Source organism: Pseudomonas sp. LBUM1659, assembly GCF_059716045.1.
This window is the reverse complement of the sequence record NZ_CP166797.1, coordinates 341,782-361,377: the sequence shown is the minus strand read 5'-3', so window position 1 is coordinate 361,377 and position 19,596 is coordinate 341,782. Positions and strand designations below refer to the sequence as shown.

The following is a 19,596-nucleotide window of genomic DNA, read 5'->3' as shown; positions in this document are numbered from 1 at the left end:
GCCCCCTGCAACAGTCCATTCAGTGATTCAGTTCACTACCCGGTTTCGGGGACCTTGGTACAGGCAGGCCGGGGATTCCCCTCTTTACATCGGGCTCACACCGCCGACGCGACGAGCCCACCCCTTTTTGGGGCCCTTGATACAGGCAGGTCAGGGGTTCCTTCTTTACACCGGGCTCACGACGCAATGCGCGAGCCCCGCCGTTTTGGGAGCCTTGGTACAGGCAGGCCGGGGATTCCCTCTTTTATTGCTCCCGGAGATGGATCTCCAGCCGCCAGCGATCATCGACCTCACTACCCCTCCACTCGCCTTGCAGTGGCCGGGCCGCCACCACCGACAGCAACAACCCCCCATCACTCAAACGCACCCGCCAGTTGACGCTCTTGTCGTTGAGCTTGAGCTGACCTTTTTGCGCCTTGCCTTCAGCCTCAAACAGCAACGCGAGGCTACCGTCCACAAACTCGCCGTGGTTCTTGGGTTCGTTGTTGAACCACACCACCAGCCCGTCGCTTGTGACCTCGACCTGCTGTAAAACAGTCGGGTCGGGCGCGGTCAGGCGACCGATCATCAGCCCCACCATCATCCCGACAATCGCCAATGAACCGAGCACTCGCGGGAATAGTTTCGAACGGGGATCCTTTGGCGGCGTAGAATGCCCGTCATCTTTACCTTCGGAGCCGTGCATGTTTCACGTCATCCTTTTTCAACCAGAAATTCCACCGAATACCGGCAACGTTATCAGGCTGTGCGCCAACAGTGGCTGCCACCTGCATTTGATCGAGCCGCTGGGCTTCGAGATGGACGACAAACGCCTGCGCCGGGCCGGCCTCGACTACCACGAGTATGCCACCCTGCAACGCCACGCCGATCTCGCCAGTTGTCTGGAGAGCCTTGGCCATCCCCGGTTATTCGCCTTCACCACCAAGGGCTCGCGACCGTTCCACGATGCCAGTTTCGCCGAGGGCGACGCCTTCCTGTTCGGCCCGGAAAGCCGAGGCCTGCCGCCTGAAGTGCTCGACGCCCTGCCCGGCGAACAACGCCTGCGCTTGCCGATGCGTGAGGGTTGCCGCAGCCTGAACCTGTCAAACACCGTGGCTGTCGCCGTGTACGAAGGCTGGCGCCAGCTCGGTTTTAAATAACACCGCATAACAAATGTGGGAGCGGGCTTGCTCGCGAAGGGGCCATAACATTCAACATCTTCGTTGACTGTTACACCGCTTTCGCGAGCAAGCCCGCTCCCACATTGGACTTGCTTCGACGCTCAGGACTGCTTACTGAACGGTCGGAGTCTCGCCAGCCGCCTGCATGCGTTGCAGCTCTTGTGCGTACAGCGCGTCGAAGTTCACCGGTGCCAGCATCAGGGCCGGGAACGAGCCACGGGTGACCAGGCTGTCCAGAGTTTCGCGAGCATACGGGAACAGGATGTTCGGGCAGAACGCGCCGAGGGTGTGGCTCATCGAAGCGTCGTCCAGGTTCTTGATCAGGAAGATCCCGGCCTGTTGCACTTCAGCGATGAATGCCACTTCGTCACCGTTTTTCACGGTCACAGACAAGGTCAGCACGACTTCGTGGAAGTCGCCTTCCAGGGCCTTTTGACGGGTGTTCAGATCCAGACCGACGCTCGGCTCCCACTGCTGGCGGAAAATCGCCGGGCTTTTCGGGGCTTCGAAAGACAAGTCACGTACGTAGATGCGCTGCAAGGAGAATTGCGGTGCGGTTTCTTCTTCGCTAGCTGCAGTGTTCTGTTGGTCAGTCATCTCAGATCCTTTCTGATCTTGGGGTCTTATAGGGAAGGCATACAGGCCTTGAGCATGGCGTCGAGCTTACCGGCGCGCTCAAGGGCAAACAAATCATCACAACCACCCACGTGGGTGCTGCCGATCCAGATCTGCGGCACGGACGTACGTCCGGCTTTCTGAGCCATGGCGGCGCGCACCTGCGGCTTGCCATCGACCTTGATCTCTTCGAAGGCCACGCCTTTGTTTTCGAGCAGGTACTTGGCTCGCGAACAGTAAGGGCAGTAATCGCTGGAATAGACGACGACGTTGCTCATATCACTTCACCTTAACCAGCGGCAGGTTGTCGCCCTTCCAGCTGGAAATACCACCGGAGAGCTTGGCGGCAGTGAAGCCGGATTTCATCAGTTCGCGTGCATGCGTACCGGCGGTCTGGCCCAGAGCGTCGACCAGGATGATGGTCTTGGCCTTGTGCTTGTCCAGTTCGCCGATGCGAGCGGTCAGTTTGTCGTGAGGAATGTTCAACGCGCCAACGATGTGACCGGCGGCGAAGTCCTTGGTCGAACGGATGTCGATCACAACGCCTGCGTCCTTGTTGACCAGCCCGGTCAGTTCACCGGTACTCAGGCTGCGGCCGCCGCCTTGCATCTGATAGGCAATCAGCGCCGCCAGCAGTACGACGAAGATACCGACAAGAATGTAGTGGTTAGTGGCAAATTCAATCAGGTGAGCAACCATCGAAGGAGGTTCCAGGGCGTTAAAATGTCGGCCAGTATACACAGCCACTATGGTGGGCCAAACCCCGTCCGGCGGTGACGTGGCCGGAACTTCGCTTTAAACTGCCACTCCCTTTTCCATCGCCCTCTTTTAACTCAGCCACGAGTGGAATCCATGACTACCACGCCTAAACCTTTGGTCCTGATTATTCTCGATGGCTTCGGTCACAGTGAGAGCCCTGAATCCAACGCCATCTATGCGGCCAAGAAGCCCGTGCTGGACCGCCTGTGGGCCACCGTGCCGAACGGCCTGATCTCCGGCAGCGGCATGGATGTCGGCCTGCCCGATGGCCAGATGGGCAACTCCGAAGTCGGCCACATGAACCTCGGCGCCGGCCGTGTGGTGTATCAAGACTTCACTCGCGTGACCAAGTCGATCCGCGACAGCGAGTTCTTCGAGAACCCGACCATCTGTGCCGCCGTGGATAAAGCCGTTGCCGCCGGCAAAGCCGTGCATTTCATGGGCCTGCTGTCCGATGGCGGCGTTCACAGCCACCAGGACCACCTGATCGCCATGGCTGAACTGGCGTTCAAGCGCGGCGCCGAAAAAATCTACCTGCACGCTTTCCTCGATGGCCGCGACACCCCGCCGAAAAGCGCTCAGTCGTCCATCGAACTGCTCGACGCGACCTTCCAGGCGCTGGGCAAAGGTCGTATCGCCAGCATCATCGGCCGTTACTTCGCCATGGACCGCGACAACCGTTGGGACCGCGTATCCCAGGCCTACAACCTGATTGTCGACGGCAACGGCGAATTCAACGCCGCCACCGCCCAGGAAGGTCTGCAAGCTGCTTACGAGCGTGGCGAGAGTGACGAATTTGTCAAAGCCACCTCCATCGGTGAGCCGGTCAAGGTCGAAGACGGCGATGCCGTGGTGTTCATGAACTTCCGCGCCGACCGCGCCCGTGAACTGACTCGCGTATTCGTCGAAGACGGTTTCAAGGAATTCGAACGCAGCCGCCAGCCGAAACTGGCCGGTTTCGTCATGCTGACCCAATACGCCGCCAGCATTCCTGCACCGTCGGCGTTCGCCGCCGGCAGCCTGGAAAACGTGCTGGGCGATTACCTGGCGAAAAACGGCAAGACTCAACTGCGCATCGCCGAAACCGAGAAATACGCCCACGTGACCTTCTTCTTCTCCGGCGGCCGCGAAGAACCGTTCCCGGGCGAAGAACGCATCCTGATCCCGTCGCCAAAAGTCGCCACTTATGACTTGCAGCCTGAAATGAGCGCCCCGGAAGTCACCGACCGCATCGTCGACGCCATCGATAACCAGCGTTACGACGTGATCGTGGTCAACTACGCCAACGGCGACATGGTCGGCCACAGCGGTGTGTTCGATGCAGCGGTGAAAGCCGTTGAATGCCTGGACCAGTGCGTCGGCCGCATCGTCGAAGCCCTGGAAAAAGTCGGCGGCGAAGCGCTGATCACTGCCGACCACGGCAACGTCGAGCAAATGTCCGATGAAGCCACCGGCCAGGCGCACACCGCTCACACCACCGAGCCGGTACCGTTCATTTATGTCGGAAAGCGTGACCTCAAGGTCCGTAAAGGCGGCGTACTGGCGGATGTGGCGCCAACCATGCTGATGCTGATGGGCCTGGAAAAACCGGCGGAAATGACCGGCACATCGATTTTGGTGTAACCCTATCGTTCAGACACCTCCAATCCCTGTGGGAGTGAGCCTGCTCGCGATAGCAATCTGACAGCTAACATCACTGTTGAATGTCAGGACGCAATCGCGAGCAGGCTCGCTCCCACAGTGGTTTTCGGTGGTTTCATAGAACAATTTTCTCCGCGACCCGGTCCAGTTATCACACAGCCCCAATTGGGCATTTTTTTTGCCACGCATGGCGGGCATACTAGGCCGTCCCTTTCCCTGGTGCCGCCCGCCTCTATGCTCCGCGTCCTGATAGCCCTAGCACTGACTTGCCTGCTCCAACCGGCCTTCGCTGACGAGCGCGAGCAAACCCAACAACAGTTGGACGCCACGCGTCAGGATATTGCCGAGTTGAAAAAACTGCTGGGCAAGTTGCAGGAAGAAAAATCCGGTGTGCAAAAAGAGCTCAAAGGCACCGAGACTGAAATGGGCAAGCTCGAAAAACAGGTCGACGCCCTGCAAAAAGAGCTGAAAAAAAGCGAAACCGAGTTGCAGCGACTCGATGCCGAGAAAAAAAAACTCCAGAGCGCGCGCATTGAACAGCAACGACTGATCGCCATTCAGGCCCGCGCGGCCTATCAAAACGGTCGCCAGGAGTACTTGAAGCTGCTGCTGAACCAGCAGAACCCGGAACAATTCGCCCGCACCCTCACCTACTACGACTACCTGAGCCAGGCCCGCTTGGAGCAGCTGAAGAATTTCAATGAAACCCTGCGCCAACTGGCCAATGTCGAAAAAGACATAGACGCACAGCAGGCGCAGTTGCTGGTGCAGAAGAGCAGCCTCGACAGCCAGCGCGACGAACTCGAAAAAGTCCGCAAGGAGCGCCAGCAAGTCCTGGCCAAGCTCAACGAAGACGTAAAGGCTCGCGATCAGAAACTGGCCTCCCGCGAGCAGGATCAGGCAGACCTGTCTAAAGTCCTTAAAACCATTGAAGAAACCTTGGCTCGCCAGGCCCGTGAGGCAGAAGAAGCGCGGCAAAAAGCGCTGATCGCCCAGCAGGAAGCTGAAAAAAAGCGTTTACGTGAGGCTCAGGCTGCAGCAGATGCAGAAACCACCGATGCCCCACGCAAACCCGTTGGATCGACACCTGGCGCGCTGGTTTCAAGTTCAGGCGAAACCTTTGGCGGCCCTTTTGCGTCGACCCGGGGAAAACTTCCCTGGCCGGTTGATGGTCGACTGTTGGCACGCTTTGGCGAGTCTCGTGGCGACGATGCCCGCACCAAGTGGGACGGCGTGATGATCAGCGCCTCCGCCGGCAGTCAGGTGCATGCCGTGCATGGCGGGCGCGTGGTGTTTGCCGACTGGTTGCGTGGTGCCGGGCTACTGGTGATTCTCGACCACGGCAACGGTTTTCTGAGTCTTTATGGTCACAACCAGACGTTGCTCAAGTCTGCGGGTGACGTAGTAAAAGCCGGTGAGTCCATCTCCACCGTCGGCAACAGTGGCGGGCAGGACACACCAGCGCTGTATTTCGCTATTCGTCAGCAGGGTCACCCGAGTGATCCGGCGCAATGGTGTCGTGTGCAAGGATAAGCACGCTACCTAATTCAGGAGTTCGTTTGACATGCTGCATTTGTCCCGCCTTACCTCGCTGGCCCTGACGATCGCCCTGGTGATCGGCGCGCCTCTGGCGTTCGCCGCTCAACCGGCGCCGGCTGTCGCGCCTGCGGGCACTGCCGCGACGACCAAGGCCCCGTTGCCTCTGGAAGAGTTGCGCACCTTTGCCGAGGTCATGGACCGGATCAAGGCCGCCTATGTCGAACCCGTAGATGACAAGACCCTGCTGGAAAACGCCATCAAAGGCATGCTCAGCAACCTCGATCCGCACTCCGCCTACCTGGGACCGGAAGACTTTGCCGAGTTGCAGGAAAGCACCAGCGGTGAATTCGGTGGCTTGGGCATCGAAGTCGGCGCCGAAGACGGTTTCATCAAAGTGGTTTCGCCCATCGATGACACCCCGGCTTCCAAAGCTGGCATCCAGTCCGGCGACTTCATCGTCAAAATCAACGGCGCGCCGACTCGCGGCCAGACCATGACCGAAGCCGTGGACAAGATGCGCGGCAAGATTGGCCAGAAAATCACCCTGACCCTGGTTCGCGATGGCGGTACACCCTTCGACGTAACCCTGTCCCGCGCCATCATCCAAGTGAAGAGCGTGAAGGCGCAGCTGCTGGAAAACGGCTACGGCTATATCCGCATCACTCAGTTCCAGGTCAAGACCGGCGAAGAGGTCTCCCAGGCCTTGGCCAAGCTGCGCAAGGAAAACGGCAAGAAGCTCAAAGGCATCATCCTCGACCTGCGTAACAACCCGGGCGGCGTACTGCAGGCCGCGGTGGAAGTGGTCGATCACTTCATCAAAAAGGGTCTGATCGTCTACACCAAGGGCCGAATCGCCAACTCCGAGCTGCGCTTCTCCGCGACCGGCAAGGATGAAAGTGAAGCCGTGCCAATGGTCGTGCTGATCAACGGCGGCAGCGCCTCGGCTTCGGAAATTGTCGCCGGTGCCTTGCAGGATCAAAAACGCGCCGTGGTGATGGGCACCACCAGTTTCGGCAAAGGCTCGGTACAAACCGTGCTGCCATTGAACAACGACCGCGCCCTGAAGATCACTACGGCGTTGTACTTCACCCCGAACGGTCGCTCGATTCAGGCCCAGGGCATCGTCCCGGACATCGAAGTGCGCAAGGCCAAGATCACCAACGAGCAAGACAGCGAGTACTTCAAGGAAGCCGATCTGCAGGGCCACCTGGGCAATGGCAACGGCGGCGCCGACAAGCCGACCGGCTCCAGCGGCAAAGCCAAGGCCATGCCGCAGGATGATGATTACCAGTTGGCCCAGGCCTTGAGCCTGCTCAAAGGGTTGAGCATCACATCCGGCCGCTGAGATGCTCCAGCGGTTTATCCTGAGTTTATTGCTCTGCCTGGCGGGTGCTGCTCACGCAGCACCCGTCGAGACGCCCCCTCGAAAAGCCTATCTCAGCCTGATCATCGATGACCTGGGGCAGAACCTGCCCCGGGATCGCCGCGTGCTGACCCTGGCCGGCCCGGTGACCGTGGCGATCATGCCCGACACACCCCATGCCACCGAATTCGCCCGCGAAGCCCATCGCGCCGGCAAGATCGTCATCCTGCACATGCCCATGGACCCAGCCACAGGCCCGTTCGCCTGGCACCCCGAGTTGCCCATGGGCGAGCTGGAAAAACGTCTGAATGCGGCGTTCAAGGTCGTGCCCTATACCGCTGGCATCAACAACCATATGGGCAGCCGAATGACCGCTCAAACGGCCGCCATGGCCTGGTTGATGGCGGACTTGCAGCAGCGGCACAAATTTTTCATCGACAGCCGTACCAGCGCACAAACCGTTGCCGCCGCCCAGGCGCAGAAAATTGGCTTGGCCAGCGTTTCGCGGGATGTGTTTCTGGATGACGAACGCACCGAAGCGGCAATCTTCATCCAGTTACAGACGGCGATCAGCCTGGCGCGCAAGCAGGGTTCAGCGGTGATGATCGGGCATCCGTATCCGCAGACGCTGGCGGTTCTGGAGCGGGAGTTGCCGAAGCTGAAGGCTCAGGGAATTGAGTGGATTGATATCAAGCAGATGATCAGTGTGCGGGGTAACCGCGCGACGGCCGCACATGGCAAGGACGGGGTGTACCGTTGATTGGCTGCCACCGAATCACTGTAGGAGCCGGCTTGCCGGCGAAGCTGTCTCGGGCCTTACATCGACCTTCCGGTCGCCATCGCTGGCAAGCCAGCTCCTACAGGGATGTATTGGCCGCTGCTACAAATACCGCGCCATGATCTCGTCCACCTTGCCTTCTTTGCGCAGTTGATCCAGCACGGCCTGAAGTTTGGCCACCATCTCGTCCGGTACATCTTTGTTCAACGCCAGGTACAGCTCGGCGCTATTAAAGCGCAGCACCGTTTTGAGACCATTCACGCCTTCCTGCCGCGCCAGATAGCGCCCGGCCGGATCACCGGTGGCCCACAAATCAATTTGGCCGTTGACCAGTTTCTTCGCATTGTCCTGATCGCGAAGCACAACGATTGGATTCAACCCCTGCTTGGCGAGCGTCTCGGCAATTGCATCGCCTTTGTAGGCACCGATCTTGTATTGGCGCGCGTCATCCAGCGTTTCGAGGGTGATCTTGCTGTCAGCCTTGGCCAACATGATCCAGTCATCCGGACCAATCGGGCCGACCCACTTGAAGAGCTTCTCGCGGTCAGGCAAACGCGCCATCACGAACACGCCGTAACCGGGCTTTTCGAGGGCGAGTTTGTAGATTCGCTCCCAAGGGAAACGCAGCGTCAGGCTATAAGTGATGTCGGAACGCTTGAACATCTCGCGGACAATGTCCACGGCGATGCCATTGATGTTCTCGTCTTGAGCGAAGTTTTTGCCGTTCTTCGCCATGTTGTACGGCGGGAAATTTTCCGTCAGCAACACCAGGTCGGTGTCGGGACTTTCTGCGGCATGCGCTCCGCTGATAAACAACAGAGAGGCACTGGCGAGGACTAGAAGAAGGCGTTTGAGCATGTCTGGCTACCGAAATCCATGGCGTACCCAAGAGTGCCTTGAGCCCGCCATGATGTCCACTGGCCTCTATCGTTTGTTTAGCGCATCACAATGCCGCGATGAGCCATGTAGGCCTTGGCTTCCTGCACGGTGTATTCGCCGAAGTGGAAAATACTCGCCGCCAATACTGCGCTGGCGTGACCTTCGAGGATGCCGTCAGCCAAGTGCTGCAAGTTGCCGACACCACCGGAGGCGATCACCGGAATCCCCAAGGCATCGCTGATGGCGCGGGTCACACCGAGGTCGAAGCCGTTTTTCATGCCGTCCTGGTCCATGCTGGTCAGCAGGATTTCACCGGCACCGAGGCCTTCCATTTTCTTCGCCCATTCAACAGCGTCGAGACCGGTAGGTTTGCGACCGCCATGGGTGAAGATCTCCCAGCGAGGAGTTTCGCCCGGCAGTGAAACCTTCTTGGCGTCGATGGCGACGACAATGCATTGCGAACCGAAATGCTGCGCCGCTTCACCAACAAACTCTGGATTGAACACCGCTGCGGTATTGATCGACACCTTGTCCGCACCGGCATTCAGCAAATTGCGAATGTCCTGCACCGTGCGCACGCCACCGCCCACGGTCAGCGGGATGAACACCTGGCTGGCCATACGTTCCACGGTGTGTAGCGTGGTGTCGCGACCGTCGACGCTGGCGGTGATGTCGAGGAACGTAATCTCGTCAGCACCCTGCTCGTCGTAGCGACGGGCGATTTCCACCGGGTCACCGGCGTCGCGAATGTTCTCGAACTTCACACCTTTAACGACCCGGCCGTTATCCACGTCCAGGCAAGGGATGATGCGTTTGGCCAGCGCCATGGTCAGTCCTCAGCCTTTGTACGAATCGCAGAAAGCTTGCGCTTCAGCGACGTCGAGGGTGCCTTCGTAGATCGCCCGGCCGGTGATCGCGCCGATGATGCCTGGCGCCTTGGCGTCGAGCAGCGATTTGATGTCACCGAGGTTGTGAATACCGCCGGAAGCGATCACCGGAATACGCGTGGCAGCGGCCAGCGCGGCGGTGAACGGTACGTTGCAGCCCTGCATCATGCCGTCTTTGGCGATGTCGGTATAAACGATCGCAGACACGCCATCAGCTTCAAACTGCTTGGCCAGGTCGATGACCTGAACGGTGCTGATTTCAGCCCAGCCGTCGGTGGCAACGAAACCATCCTTGGCGTCCAGACCGACAATCACTTTGCCCGGAAACGCGCGGCAGGCTTCGGCGACGAAAGCCGGGTCTTTCACGGCTTTGGTGCCGATGATCACGTAGCTCACGCCGGCTTTGACGTAGTGCTCGATGGTTTCCAGCGAGCGGATACCGCCGCCGATCTGGATCGGCAGGTTCGGGTAGCGCTTGGCGATCGCGGTGACCACTTCGCCATTGACTGGCTGGCCTTCGAAAGCGCCGTTCAGGTCGACCAGATGCAGACGACGGCAACCGCCCTCTACCCACTTGGCAGCCATGCTCACCGGGTCATCGGAGAACACCGTGGAATCTTCCATGCGGCCCTGGCGCAGACGAACACAGGCACCGTCTTTGAGATCGATAGCGGGAATAATCAGCATCTGGCAAACCTTCAAATTCGAGTATTCAGCTTCGCTCGGAAATCAGTTTTTCTCGAGCGCCCACAAGTCGCTTTCGATGCTTTCGAACCTCTCTTTGAGGTGCGTCTGCACATCGAAAATCGCCCTGTTGTAATAGTGCGGAGCAATTTCACGGGTAAACAGCTCAAGGATTTCGGCCGCTTCGAACGAACCCAGGTCCAGTTCGAAGCGATCCTCCATGAAGCGCTTGATCTTGTGATTCGCCTCGTTCTCCTGCTCGGGAGTGAGGGTCAGGATCGGCGGCTTTTTCTTGGCAGCCATTTACCAGCGACCGTCCCACGCGGCGAAGTTCTGCAGCAATTGCAGGCCATGGGTATGGCTCTTCTCCGGGTGGAACTGCACGGCGAAACGCGAGCCTTCGGCCAGCGCCGCAGCGAAATCGACACCGTAGTGACCGCCACCTACCACCTGCCGCGCGTTGCCGGCGGCGATGTAGTAGCTGTGCACGAAGTAGAAACGCGCCAGGTCCGGAATGTTGTGCCACAGCGGGTGCGTGACCGTCTGCTTCACTTCGTTCCAGCCCATGTGCGGGACTTTCAGGTGTTCGCCGTCTTCGTGCAGGTCTTTGCCAAAGAACTTCACCGCGCCCGGAAACAGGCCGATGCAGTCGACGCCATCGTTCTCTTCACTGTTGTCGAGCAAGGCTTGCATGCCGACACAGATGCCGAGGAACGGACGGTCCTGACTGACTTCACGCACCAGAGAATCGAAGCCCAAACGACGGATCTCCGCCATGCAGTCGCGAATCGCGCCGACGCCGGGGAAAACCACCCGGTCGGCTTCTCGAATCACGTCGGCATCGCTGGTGATCAAGACCTTGCCAGCACCAACGTGCTCGAGGGCCTTGGCCACCGAGTGCAGGTTGCCCATGCCGTAATCGATAACCGCGACCGTCTGCATTACAGAACGCCTTTGGTCGAGGGCATTTGCCCGGCCATGCGGTCATCGAGCTCTACGGCCATGCGCAGGGCGCGGCCGAATGCCTTGAACACGGTTTCGATCTGGTGGTGGGTGTTGGTGCCACGCAGGTTGTCGATGTGCAGGCTGACGAGCGCATGGTTGACGAAGCCCTGGAAGAATTCCTGGAACAGGTCAACGTCGAAACCGCCAACGGTAGCGCGGGTATAAGGCACATGCATCTGCAGGCCAGGGCGACCGGAGAAGTCGATCACCACGCGCGACAGCGCTTCATCGAGCGGCACGTAGGCGTGGCCGTAGCGACGGATGCCTTTTTTGTCGCCGATGGCTTTGGCGAAGGCCTGACCCAGGGTGATACCGACGTCTTCCACGGTGTGGTGGTCGTCGATATGCAGGTCGCCCTTGCTGACAATATCCAGGTCGATCAGCCCGTGACGGGCGATCTGGTCCAGCATGTGCTCAAGAAAAGGAACACCGATATCAAATCGGGCCTTTCCGGTGCCATCCAGGTTGATCGAGGCTTTGATCTGGGTTTCCAGAGTGTCGCGCTCGACTGACGCCTTACGTTCGGCCATCACCAGCTCCGCAAAATCATTGGGCGAAAAAGGCAGCCATTATAGGGGCGCGGGCGCGAAACAGAAACACGAGAGGTGATATCGCTGACGGAGTGAACTCAGAGCCGTCAGCGATGTACATGTCAGTACAAGCCTGCATTCATTGCGAATGCACGGCTTTTGCAGGAGCTGGCTTGCCAGCGAAGGCGGCCGGGCGAAGTGCAGCGGCAATGAGGACGCCTTCGCCGGCAAGCCGGCTCCTACAAGGTTTGGCGTTAGTGGAACAAGATCGCGGTTTTCTGCAGGGTTACCCAAACACCCCACGCCAACGGAACGCCCACCACCAGCCACGCTGCCACTGCCAACGGCTTGGTACCCGCGCCCGCTTTCCACTCCAGCTCGGTGCTGCTGTCGGCACCCTTGTCGTGGCCCAGCGCCTGTTCGGCAGCCAGCTCAGCATCGGTCATGAAGTACTTGTCAGCCACCGGACGCACCAACAGGTTGCACAGGAAACCCAACACCAGCAGACCGGCCAGGATGTACAGGGTGATGTCGTAAGCGGCGGCACGTTCAACGCCGATGCTCAGCTGATACTCACGCAAGTAGTTCACCAGCACCGGACCCAACACGCCCGCTGCCGCCCACGCCGTCAACAGACGACCGTGGATCGCACCCACCATTTGCGTACCGAACAAGTCCGCCAGATAAGCCGGAACCGTCGCAAAACCACCGCCGTACATCGACAGGATGATGCAGAACGCCGCCACGAACAGCGCAACGTTGCCCAGGTGACCGAGGTTCGGGATCAACGCATACAGCGCAAAACCCAACGCGAAGAACACGAAATAGGTGTTTTTACGGCCCAGGTAATCCGAGAACGAGGCCCAGAAGAACCGGCCACCGATGTTGAACAAACTCAGCAAACCAGTGAAACCGGCAGCAATCGCCGCAATCGAAGCCAGTTGCCCGGCATCCAGTTGACCGAATGGCAGGTCAACACCGATCAATTTTCCACCGAACACCTCCTGCAACAGCGGCGACGCCATGCCGAGGATGCCGATACCGGCCGATACGTTCAGGCACAACACCAGCCACACCAGACGGAACTGTGGAGTTTTCCAGGCGACGTTCACATGAACGTGGCGGTGGGTGATCATCGCGTTCGCGGCTTTTTTCGCCGGAGCGGTCCAGCCCTCAGGCTTCCAGCCGGTTGGCGGAACGCGGTAGGACAGTGCGCCACCGATCATGAACACGAAGTAGATCGCGGCCATCACCAGGAAGCTCTGCCAGACGCCGACGCTGGTTGGCGAAGCGAAATGGCTCATCAGGGCTGCGGCCAGCGGAGCACCGACCATCGCGCCACCGCCAAAACCCATGATCGCCATACCGGTCGCCATGCCGCGCTTGTCCGGGAACCACTTGATCAACGTCGAAACCGGCGAGATGTAACCCAGCCCCAGGCCGATACCGCCAATGACCCCGGAGCCGACCCACATCAGCCAGATCTGGTGGGTATAAATCCCCAGTGCTGAAATCAGCAGACCACCACACCAGCACAGCGCCGATACAACGCCAGCCTTACGCGGCCCGGCGTGTTCCAGCCAGCCACCCCAGATCGCTGCCGAGCAGCCGAGGAAGATGAAGAACAAGGTGTAGATCCAGCCGAGCATCGAGATCGGCCAGTCGCATTGCGACGAGAAAATTTGCGAAATGAAGCTCATGTCCGGCGCGCAGGCCACTGGAGCGGTCACGCCCAGCGCCTTGGACAGTGGCAACCAGAACACCGAAAAACCGTAGGCCATGCCGATGCAAAGGTGGATGGCCAAAGCGGCCGGTGGCACCAGCCAACGGTTAAAACCGGGCTTGGCGATGATGCGCTCCTTGGACAGGAACGCAGGCTGGCCGGCTTTGAGGCCGTCCGCCGTGATGCTCGTGGTCATTGTGTATCCCCCAATTATTAGTAGGGTTCGCCAGCCACTACTTCCCCCAGCCTCTATGCGCACGCATGACCGTTTTGTTGGGTGAAGCTGCTTCAGGTGCGACAACTCGTCACAGCAGGACGGACGAACGGGCCAAGGTTACCATTTGAGCGTGGCAGAAAAGCCAAACTGATATCACCCTTTGTATGTCATCCGTTCTTGTACCTCTTAAGGAGTCGCCATGCCGATCATTGTCGAACCGCTGAACGAGGCCACTTACCAGGATCAGCAAGACCTGCAGAAAATTTACCGCGACGCCCCGGACTGGCTGCATGCCCCGTTTTCAGGGGATGTACAGCTGATCGAAGGCTGCCTGCGGGACGGTTCGCTGATCGCCGGACGCTTCAATGATCGACTGCTCGGCGCAGCCCGCTTGCAACGGCATCAGAACGTTTGGCACTTGTCCCAACTTTGCGTACGAAAAATTACCCGTCGCCGTGGTGTCGCCGAGCGCCTGGTGAACGAAGCGCAAAAAATGGCCTCTGAGTCGGGCGCCACCCTGCGCTTGCTGGCCCCCGCCGGGCATCTTGAAGCCCAGGCGCTTGCCGCCAAGCTGAAACTGCCACTGGATGTACTGCCTGCAGTTATCGCCTGACCGGTCGTCCGCTTTGGGGCGCTATACTCCCCGGCTAAATTCCGAATTCGACTATCTACAAGGACTCGCCCATGAAAGCGTTCGGCAAAATCCTGGGTCTGGTACTTCTCGGGCTGTTGCTGATCATTGTGGCGCTGGGCTTTGCCCTGACCCACCTCTTTGATCCCAACGACTATAAAGACGAGATTCGCCAGATTGCCCGCGACAAGGCCCACATCGAGCTGACGCTCAATGGCGACATCGGCTGGAGCCTGTTCCCCTGGCTGGGCCTGGAGTTGCACGAGGCCAGTGTCGCGACCCTGGCCAAGCCGACGGAGCCGTTCGCCGACTTGCAGATGCTTGGCCTGTCAGTGCGCGTGCTACCGTTGCTGCGCCGAGAAGTGCAGATGAGCGATGTCCGTGTCGAAGGCCTGAACCTGCGCCTGAACCGCGACAAGGACGGCCATGGCAATTGGGAAGATGTCGGCAAGGTCCCGGCGCCAGCCAATCAGGCCACGACACCAGCCACCACGGGCGAACCGGCTCCAGAGGCCACCGCCCAAGTGGAAAAACCAGCCCAGCCGATTCGCCTGGACATCGACAGCCTGACGGTGAACAACGCCCGCGTCGAATACAGCGACGAGAAGACTGGCAGGCAGTTCAGCGCCGAAAGCATCCAGCTGAGTACAGGCCCGGTGCATGACTCGACCAACATCCCGGTCAAACTCACCGCATTCCTCGGCACCAACCAGCCGGTTCTGCGGGTGCGCACCGAGCTCAATGGTGAGTTGCGTTTTGAACGCGCATTGCAGCGATACAAATTTGAAGACATGAAAATGTCCGGCGAAGTCGCGGGTGATCCGCTGCAGGGCAAAACCATGACCTTCGCCGCCCAAGGGCATTTGCTGCTGGATAAAGCTGCGAACGTCGCCGAATGGACCGGTATCAAGATCTCTGCCAACCAATTGCGCGCACTGGGTGAACTCAAGGTCAACGACCTCGACAAGACGCCGCAGATCAGCGGCGGCATTTCGATTGCCCAGTTCGACCTGGCGAAATTCGTCGACAGTATTGGCCAGAAGCTTCCGGCCATGGCCGAAGGCAGCTTGAGCAAAGTCGAACTGGTCAGCCGCGTTGCTGGCACGCCGACCAGCGTTTCGTTCGATAACCTCAACCTGAAAGTCGATGACAGCAGCTTCAGTGGCCGCATCGCCGTCGAGGATTTCGCCAAACAATCGCTGCGCGCAGTCCTGAAGGCTGACACGTTCAATGTCGACCGCTATCTGCCACCCAAATCCGCCGAAGCCAACAGCGCGACACAGGTGCGTCAGGCTGAAGTCGCCAGCACCGAGGCCAATGCCATGGCCGGTGCGGGCAGCACACCGCTGCCGGAGTCACCGACCAAGGACGCCTGGAGTACCGAACGCCTGCTGCCGGTTGAACGCTTGAGCAAACTCGACGTGGACGCCGACCTGACCTTTGGCCAGTTGACCCTCGACAAGCTGCCGATCCACAACGCTGCGTTCAAGGCCACAGGCCTGGGCGGCCTGCTGACCCTGGAGAACCTGCGCGGCGATCTGTACGACGGCAACTTCGAAACCAAGGGCACCCTCGACGTGCGCCAACAAGTACCTGCGCTGAGCATGCAGACGCAGATCAGCAAAGTCCCGGTGGAAAAAATCCTCGAAAACCAAGGCAAAAATCCGCCAGTCAAAGGCCTGGTGACGCTCAACAGTGCGCTGACCGCCAGCGGCAACAGCCAGAAAGCGTTGATCGACAGCCTCAACGGCAACGCCAGTTTCGTCATCAATAATGGCGTGCTGCTCAATGCCAACCTTGAACAACAGCTGTGCAAAGGCATCGCCACCCTGAACCGCAAAACCCTCAGCGGCGAGCCACGGGGCAAGGACACGCCGTTCCAGGAACTCAAGGGCACACTGACCTTCCATAACGGCGTGGCCAGCAACCCGGACCTGAAAGTGCGCATTCCGGGCATGACCGTGAATGGCGACGGCGACGTCGATCTGCGCGTGCTGGGCATGGACTATCGCGTGGGCATCATCGTCGAAGGCGATACGAGTGCCATGCCGGACCCGGCCTGCCAGGTCGGCGACAAGTTCGTCGGTATCGAGTGGCCGCTGCGTTGCCGGGGTCCGCTGGAACTCGGCGCCAAGGCCTGCCGCCTGGATAACGAACGCATGAGTCAGGTGGCAAGCAAACTGGCGGGCGACAAAATCAGCGAAAAAATCGACGAGAAGCTAGGCGATAAAGTCAGTCCTGAACTGAAAAACGCATTGAAGGGGCTGTTCAAGCAATGAGAGCCGATCAGTTTTCATCGGCGGTACTGGACTGGTACGACAGCCACGGCCGCCACGATTTGCCTTGGCAACAGGGCATCACCCCGTATCGGGTGTGGGTCTCGGAAATCATGTTGCAGCAAACCCAGGTCAGCACCGTACTCAATTACTTCGACCGCTTCATGGCCTCGCTGCCTACGGTCGAAGCTCTGGCCGCCGCCCCGGAAGACGAAGTGCTGCACCTGTGGACGGGCCTGGGTTATTACACCCGCGCGCGCAATCTGCAGAAGACCGCGAAAATTGTCGTCTCGGAGTACGGCGGCGAGTTTCCCCGGGATGTGGAAAAGCTGGTTGATCTGCCGGGCATCGGCCTGTCGACGGCCGGTGCCATCGCCAGCTTGAGCATGGGCCTGCGGGCGCCGATCCTCGACGGCAACGTCAAACGCGTGCTGGCGCGCTTTACCGCGCAAGAGGGTTACCCGGGGGAGCCGAAGGTCGCCAAACAGCTCTGGGCCAACGCTGAGCGCTTTACGCCGCATGATCGGGTCAACGCCTACACCCAGGCGATGATGGATCTGGGCGCCACGCTGTGTACCCGCAGCAAGCCGAGCTGCCTTCTCTGCCCGCTGGAAAAGGGTTGCGAAGCGCACATGCTCGGCCTGGAAACCCGCTACCCCGTCCCCAAACCGCGTAAAACCGTGCCACAGAAGCGCACGCTGATGCCTATGCTCGCCAATGGTGAAGGCGCGATTCTGCTTTACCGGCGGCCTTCCACGGGCCTGTGGGGCGGTCTCTGGAGTTTGCCGGAGCTCGATGACCTCGACGACCTGCAACACCTGGCCGCGCAACACTCGCTGGAACTGGGCAGCCAACAAGCGCTGCCGAGCCTGGTGCACACCTTCAGCCATTTTCAGTTGTCCATCGAACCCTGGCTGGTCCATGTCCAGGAGGCCGACCATCACGTGGCCGAGGCCGACTGGCTCTGGTATAACCTCGCCACCCCGCCGCGCCTGGGCCTTGCCGCCCCGGTCAAGACCTTGCTCGAACGCGCGGCCGCCGTATTGAACGCAGGAGAGTCGTCATGACCCGCACCATCATGTGCCGCAAGTACAAAGAAGAATTGCCCGCCCTGGAACGCCCCCCCTTCCCGGGCGCAAAAGGTCAGGACATTTTTGACCACGTCTCGGCCAAGGCCTGGGCCGACTGGCAAAAACACCAGACCCTGCTGATCAACGAAAAACGCCTGAACATGATGAACGCCGAAGACCGCAAATATCTTCAGGGCGAGATGGACAAGTACTTCTCCGGCGAGGATTACGCCAAGGCTGACGGCTACGTTCCTCCGACTGAATAATCCCGATTTCTCGGGGGTCGGATCGTAAGCGACGGTAATAATTAAAATTTTTTTGAAAACTTTCTTGACGACCCCCTGAAAAACCAGTTTAATGCGCCCCGTTGCCCAGATAGCTCAGTCGGTAGAGCAGGGGATTGAAAATCCCCGTGTCGGCGGTTCGATTCCGTCTCTGGGCACCAAATACCGAAAACCCTGAATCGCAAGATTCAGGGTTTTTTTATGCCTGCGATACACCAAACGCCTTGGAAGGCTTTTGCGGCCAACCTTGGATCTGACTCAGCAATGAACAAGGAAGCATCATGAGTAAGGACGCCCCCGTGGCTAGCTCACCGAGTAAACCAGCACTTGAATCTGGCAACTCGCAATTTCAAGAGCTCGACGTAGCGCTCAGTTTTGTCGCAAAACACAATTGGAAATTTTTCCAGATCGTCTCTCTGGCGTTCGGCTTTCTGATTTTTTTAGTTTATTTTTGCCAGAATAGTTTTTACCCGGACTTCGACCTGTTCAGTTTCATATCCTTGTTAGCTGCCGCTGCCGTGTTGGGTGGAGGAGTACTTGCCGTCGTTGGCTTTGGATTTGCTGCTCCCGGGTGGATTTGGTCCGAAATGTTTTTCAGCGATAAACAGATCAATGAAGAACTGGGATATCGAATCAATAAAAATACACCGAAGGACAAACTTGATCACAGGTTGACCAACCGTTACTTCTTCTTCCCCGCCTTACTCTGCAACCTGACACTTATTGTTGCTATGTATCTTTTTGATTCAGATACCGCTTATACATTCGGTCTAATTCTAGCGCCTATAGTAGTGGGCCTCGTATTCGGATTTTTTGTACAGAAAAATTACGAACTGCCCTCCTGGAGCTGGTTAAAGTTTGCATTCACGGCTTTTCTGACATTTTCCATCTGCAACCTTGTTGCCCTCCTGTCGACGCTAAAAATTGATCAGACATTTCCTGAACTAACGTTGATGATTGGACAATATCCTTTCATGATCCTCTCTTTCTTCGTTACGCTACTACTTTTGACTCTATTGACCACATTCGTTAGAAGAGATCAGCGATTCCTGCTTCTGATTACGCCGCTACTGGCATTTTTTTTGATGCTAGCAACCAACACGTGGAATGTGCTGCCAAGCAATATCGTTAACCAGTTGGGTATCGGTAACTACGAAGCAGAACAAATACTGCTTAACAGTGATACCTGCGAAAAATACAAAGTAATTCCCACGTATGGAGTCACTAGTGACTGCGCCCTTAACAATGTTCACGTCGTTTGGTCGATGGGCGGCCTCTACTCAATCAGATGGTCGTCAGAGGGCAAAACGATAAAAGTAAAACTCCCAAGCGGCGCCATCATTTCTACAAAGCTTCCAGAAACAAAAAAAACGACCAAAATTTAACCAACCAAAGCCCTATCAGCGATGACCGGGCTTTTTTCTGAATAAAACATTAATCAGATCCAACACGAAGATCACCATTCAGGGCCGGATCACTCATACCGCTCTGTTGTTACTCGGTAATCCACAGTCCAGCCATTTCCTGCCTACGCTGGCGCAAATCACTTGGAAGT

Annotated in this window: 21 protein-coding genes and 1 tRNA gene; 11 read left to right on the top strand and 11 right to left on the bottom strand. The window is 58.4% G+C overall.

The window, feature by feature from the left end; translation table 11 throughout:
• Positions 1–244: 244 nt before the first annotated feature.
• Positions 245–685 carry a hypothetical protein gene (locus ACA048_RS01670; protein ID WP_497627679.1) on the bottom strand — a complete coding sequence of 147 codons (441 nt, stop codon included), beginning with the start codon at positions 683–685 and terminating at the stop codon, positions 245–247.
• On the opposite strand from ACA048_RS01670, the gene ACA048_RS01665 reads away from it, so the two are divergent.
• On the top strand, positions 684–1,139 hold the full coding sequence (locus ACA048_RS01665) for a tRNA (cytidine(34)-2'-O)-methyltransferase (protein WP_123435449.1): 456 nt from the start codon (positions 684–686) through the stop codon (positions 1,137–1,139). The genes ACA048_RS01670 and ACA048_RS01665 overlap by 2 nt on opposite strands.
• A 132-nt stretch (positions 1,140–1,271) precedes the next feature.
• On the opposite strand, the gene secB is transcribed toward ACA048_RS01665, so the two are convergent.
• From secB to ACA048_RS01650, 3 genes are read right to left on the bottom strand one after another with little or no spacing between them, the layout of a single operon-like run.
• Positions 1,272–1,757, bottom strand: a complete 486-nt coding sequence (gene secB / locus ACA048_RS01660) for a protein-export chaperone SecB (protein WP_007949026.1) — start codon at positions 1,755–1,757, stop codon at positions 1,272–1,274.
• A 26-nt stretch (positions 1,758–1,783) separates the two neighbouring features.
• Positions 1,784–2,053 carry a glutaredoxin 3 gene (gene grxC / locus ACA048_RS01655; RefSeq protein WP_223518840.1) on the bottom strand — a complete coding sequence of 90 codons (270 nt, stop codon included), beginning with the start codon at positions 2,051–2,053 and terminating at the stop codon, positions 1,784–1,786.
• A 1-nt stretch (position 2,054) separates the two neighbouring features.
• Positions 2,055–2,474: a rhodanese-like domain-containing protein gene (locus ACA048_RS01650; RefSeq protein WP_497627678.1), complete on the bottom strand. Its 420-nt coding sequence runs from the start codon at positions 2,472–2,474 to the stop codon at positions 2,055–2,057.
• Positions 2,475–2,627: 153 nt separating this feature from the next.
• Here ACA048_RS01650 and gpmI point away from each other — a divergent pair, with 153 nt between their 5' ends.
• From gpmI to ACA048_RS01630, 4 genes are all read left to right on the top strand, one after another.
• Positions 2,628–4,157: a 2,3-bisphosphoglycerate-independent phosphoglycerate mutase gene (gene gpmI / locus ACA048_RS01645; RefSeq protein ID WP_497627677.1), complete on the top strand. Its 1,530-nt coding sequence runs from the start codon at positions 2,628–2,630 to the stop codon at positions 4,155–4,157.
• Between the two features lie 252 nt (positions 4,158–4,409).
• Positions 4,410–5,708 (top strand): murein hydrolase activator EnvC family protein, encoded by a 1,299-nt coding sequence (locus ACA048_RS01640; protein ID WP_497627676.1) that lies wholly within the window; start codon positions 4,410–4,412, stop codon positions 5,706–5,708.
• Between the two features lie 31 nt (positions 5,709–5,739).
• Complete coding sequence (locus tag ACA048_RS01635; RefSeq protein ID WP_497627675.1) at positions 5,740–7,059, top strand: S41 family peptidase; 1,320 nt, start codon at positions 5,740–5,742, stop codon at positions 7,057–7,059.
• Between the two features lies 1 nt (position 7,060).
• Positions 7,061–7,837, top strand: coding sequence for a divergent polysaccharide deacetylase family protein (locus tag ACA048_RS01630; RefSeq protein ID WP_497627674.1), 777 nt, complete (start codon positions 7,061–7,063; stop codon positions 7,835–7,837).
• Positions 7,838–7,957: 120 nt separating this feature from the next.
• On the opposite strand, the gene ACA048_RS01625 is transcribed toward ACA048_RS01630, so the two are convergent.
• The 7 genes from ACA048_RS01625 to ACA048_RS01595 all read right to left on the bottom strand — a co-directional run bounded on the left by ACA048_RS01625 (position 7,958) and on the right by ACA048_RS01595 (position 13,759).
• The gene (locus ACA048_RS01625) at positions 7,958–8,713 is read right to left on the bottom strand and encodes a substrate-binding periplasmic protein (RefSeq protein ID WP_497627673.1); all 756 of its coding nucleotides are present in this window, start codon (positions 8,711–8,713) and stop codon (positions 7,958–7,960) included.
• 77 nt (positions 8,714–8,790) lie between these two features.
• A complete protein-coding gene (gene hisF / locus ACA048_RS01620) occupies positions 8,791–9,561 on the bottom strand; it encodes an imidazole glycerol phosphate synthase subunit HisF (protein WP_007949037.1) in 771 nt (256 codons plus the stop codon).
• 9 nt (positions 9,562–9,570) lie between these two features.
• On the bottom strand, positions 9,571–10,308 hold the full coding sequence (gene hisA, locus ACA048_RS01615) for a 1-(5-phosphoribosyl)-5-[(5-phosphoribosylamino)methylideneamino]imidazole-4-carboxamide isomerase (RefSeq protein WP_017336056.1): 738 nt from the start codon (positions 10,306–10,308) through the stop codon (positions 9,571–9,573).
• Positions 10,309–10,350: 42 nt separating this feature from the next.
• On the bottom strand, positions 10,351–10,608 hold the full coding sequence (locus tag ACA048_RS01610; RefSeq protein ID WP_046045558.1) for a DUF2164 domain-containing protein: 258 nt from the start codon (positions 10,606–10,608) through the stop codon (positions 10,351–10,353).
• The gene (gene hisH, locus ACA048_RS01605) at positions 10,609–11,247 is read right to left on the bottom strand and encodes an imidazole glycerol phosphate synthase subunit HisH (RefSeq protein WP_497627672.1); all 639 of its coding nucleotides are present in this window, start codon (positions 11,245–11,247) and stop codon (positions 10,609–10,611) included.
• The gene (gene hisB / locus ACA048_RS01600) at positions 11,247–11,840 is read right to left on the bottom strand and encodes an imidazoleglycerol-phosphate dehydratase HisB (protein ID WP_003218037.1); all 594 of its coding nucleotides are present in this window, start codon (positions 11,838–11,840) and stop codon (positions 11,247–11,249) included. The genes hisH and hisB overlap by 1 nt, the downstream gene beginning before the upstream one ends.
• Before the next feature lie 254 nt (positions 11,841–12,094).
• A complete protein-coding gene (locus ACA048_RS01595) occupies positions 12,095–13,759 on the bottom strand; it encodes an OFA family MFS transporter (protein ID WP_497627671.1) in 1,665 nt (554 codons plus the stop codon).
• A gap of 220 nt (positions 13,760–13,979) precedes the next feature.
• Here ACA048_RS01595 and ACA048_RS01590 point away from each other — a divergent pair, with 220 nt between their 5' ends.
• The 6 genes from ACA048_RS01590 to ACA048_RS01565 all read left to right on the top strand — a co-directional run bounded on the left by ACA048_RS01590 (position 13,980) and on the right by ACA048_RS01565 (position 19,426).
• Positions 13,980–14,393 carry an acetyl-CoA sensor PanZ family protein gene (locus ACA048_RS01590; RefSeq protein WP_497627670.1) on the top strand — a complete coding sequence of 138 codons (414 nt, stop codon included), beginning with the start codon at positions 13,980–13,982 and terminating at the stop codon, positions 14,391–14,393.
• 71 nt (positions 14,394–14,464) lie between these two features.
• Positions 14,465–16,690, top strand: a complete 2,226-nt coding sequence (locus tag ACA048_RS01585) for an AsmA family protein (protein WP_497627669.1) — start codon at positions 14,465–14,467, stop codon at positions 16,688–16,690.
• Positions 16,687–17,754 (top strand): A/G-specific adenine glycosylase, encoded by a 1,068-nt coding sequence (mutY, locus tag ACA048_RS01580; protein WP_497627668.1) that lies wholly within the window; start codon positions 16,687–16,689, stop codon positions 17,752–17,754. The genes ACA048_RS01585 and mutY overlap by 4 nt, the downstream gene beginning before the upstream one ends.
• On the top strand, positions 17,751–18,023 hold the full coding sequence (locus ACA048_RS01575; protein ID WP_497627667.1) for an oxidative damage protection protein: 273 nt from the start codon (positions 17,751–17,753) through the stop codon (positions 18,021–18,023). The genes mutY and ACA048_RS01575 overlap by 4 nt, the downstream gene beginning before the upstream one ends.
• Before the next feature lie 103 nt (positions 18,024–18,126).
• A tRNA-Phe gene (locus ACA048_RS01570) sits at positions 18,127–18,202 on the top strand.
• A 120-nt stretch (positions 18,203–18,322) separates the two neighbouring features.
• Positions 18,323–19,426 carry a hypothetical protein gene (locus ACA048_RS01565; protein WP_497627666.1) on the top strand — a complete coding sequence of 368 codons (1,104 nt, stop codon included), beginning with the start codon at positions 18,323–18,325 and terminating at the stop codon, positions 19,424–19,426.
• Positions 19,427–19,596 lie beyond the last annotated feature (170 nt).

Excerpts from the sequence above, each read along its gene's own strand:
- ACA048_RS01670 (WP_497627679.1), bottom strand. The coding sequence starts at position 685 with ATGCACGGCTCCGAAGGTAAAGATGACGGGCATTCTACGCCGCCAAAG.
- ACA048_RS01585 (WP_497627669.1), top strand. The coding sequence starts at position 14,465 with ATGAAAGCGTTCGGCAAAATCCTGGGTCTGGTACTTCTCGGGCTGTTG.
- ACA048_RS01630 (WP_497627674.1), top strand. The coding sequence starts at position 7,061 with ATGCTCCAGCGGTTTATCCTGAGTTTATTGCTCTGCCTGGCGGGTGCT.
- hisH (WP_497627672.1), bottom strand. The coding sequence starts at position 11,247 with ATGCAGACGGTCGCGGTTATCGATTACGGCATGGGCAACCTGCACTCG.
- hisB (WP_003218037.1), bottom strand. The coding sequence starts at position 11,840 with ATGGCCGAACGTAAGGCGTCAGTCGAGCGCGACACTCTGGAAACCCAG.
- ACA048_RS01635 (WP_497627675.1), top strand. The coding sequence starts at position 5,740 with ATGCTGCATTTGTCCCGCCTTACCTCGCTGGCCCTGACGATCGCCCTG.
- ACA048_RS01565 (WP_497627666.1), top strand. The coding sequence starts at position 18,323 with ATGAGTAAGGACGCCCCCGTGGCTAGCTCACCGAGTAAACCAGCACTT.
- ACA048_RS01625 (WP_497627673.1), bottom strand. The coding sequence starts at position 8,713 with ATGCTCAAACGCCTTCTTCTAGTCCTCGCCAGTGCCTCTCTGTTGTTT.
- mutY (WP_497627668.1), top strand. The coding sequence starts at position 16,687 with ATGAGAGCCGATCAGTTTTCATCGGCGGTACTGGACTGGTACGACAGC.
- hisA (WP_017336056.1), bottom strand. The coding sequence starts at position 10,308 with ATGCTGATTATTCCCGCTATCGATCTCAAAGACGGTGCCTGTGTTCGT.
- ACA048_RS01610 (WP_046045558.1), bottom strand. The coding sequence starts at position 10,608 with ATGGCTGCCAAGAAAAAGCCGCCGATCCTGACCCTCACTCCCGAGCAG.
- ACA048_RS01590 (WP_497627670.1), top strand. The coding sequence starts at position 13,980 with ATGCCGATCATTGTCGAACCGCTGAACGAGGCCACTTACCAGGATCAG.
- ACA048_RS01575 (WP_497627667.1), top strand. The coding sequence starts at position 17,751 with ATGACCCGCACCATCATGTGCCGCAAGTACAAAGAAGAATTGCCCGCC.
- gpmI (WP_497627677.1), top strand. The coding sequence starts at position 2,628 with ATGACTACCACGCCTAAACCTTTGGTCCTGATTATTCTCGATGGCTTC.
- ACA048_RS01640 (WP_497627676.1), top strand. The coding sequence starts at position 4,410 with ATGCTCCGCGTCCTGATAGCCCTAGCACTGACTTGCCTGCTCCAACCG.
- ACA048_RS01595 (WP_497627671.1), bottom strand. The coding sequence starts at position 13,759 with ATGACCACGAGCATCACGGCGGACGGCCTCAAAGCCGGCCAGCCTGCG.
- grxC (WP_223518840.1), bottom strand. The coding sequence starts at position 2,053 with ATGAGCAACGTCGTCGTCTATTCCAGCGATTACTGCCCTTACTGTTCG.
- hisF (WP_007949037.1), bottom strand. The coding sequence starts at position 9,561 with ATGGCGCTGGCCAAACGCATCATCCCTTGCCTGGACGTGGATAACGGC.
- ACA048_RS01665 (WP_123435449.1), top strand. The coding sequence starts at position 684 with ATGTTTCACGTCATCCTTTTTCAACCAGAAATTCCACCGAATACCGGC.
- ACA048_RS01650 (WP_497627678.1), bottom strand. The coding sequence starts at position 2,474 with ATGGTTGCTCACCTGATTGAATTTGCCACTAACCACTACATTCTTGTC.
- secB (WP_007949026.1), bottom strand. The coding sequence starts at position 1,757 with ATGACTGACCAACAGAACACTGCAGCTAGCGAAGAAGAAACCGCACCG.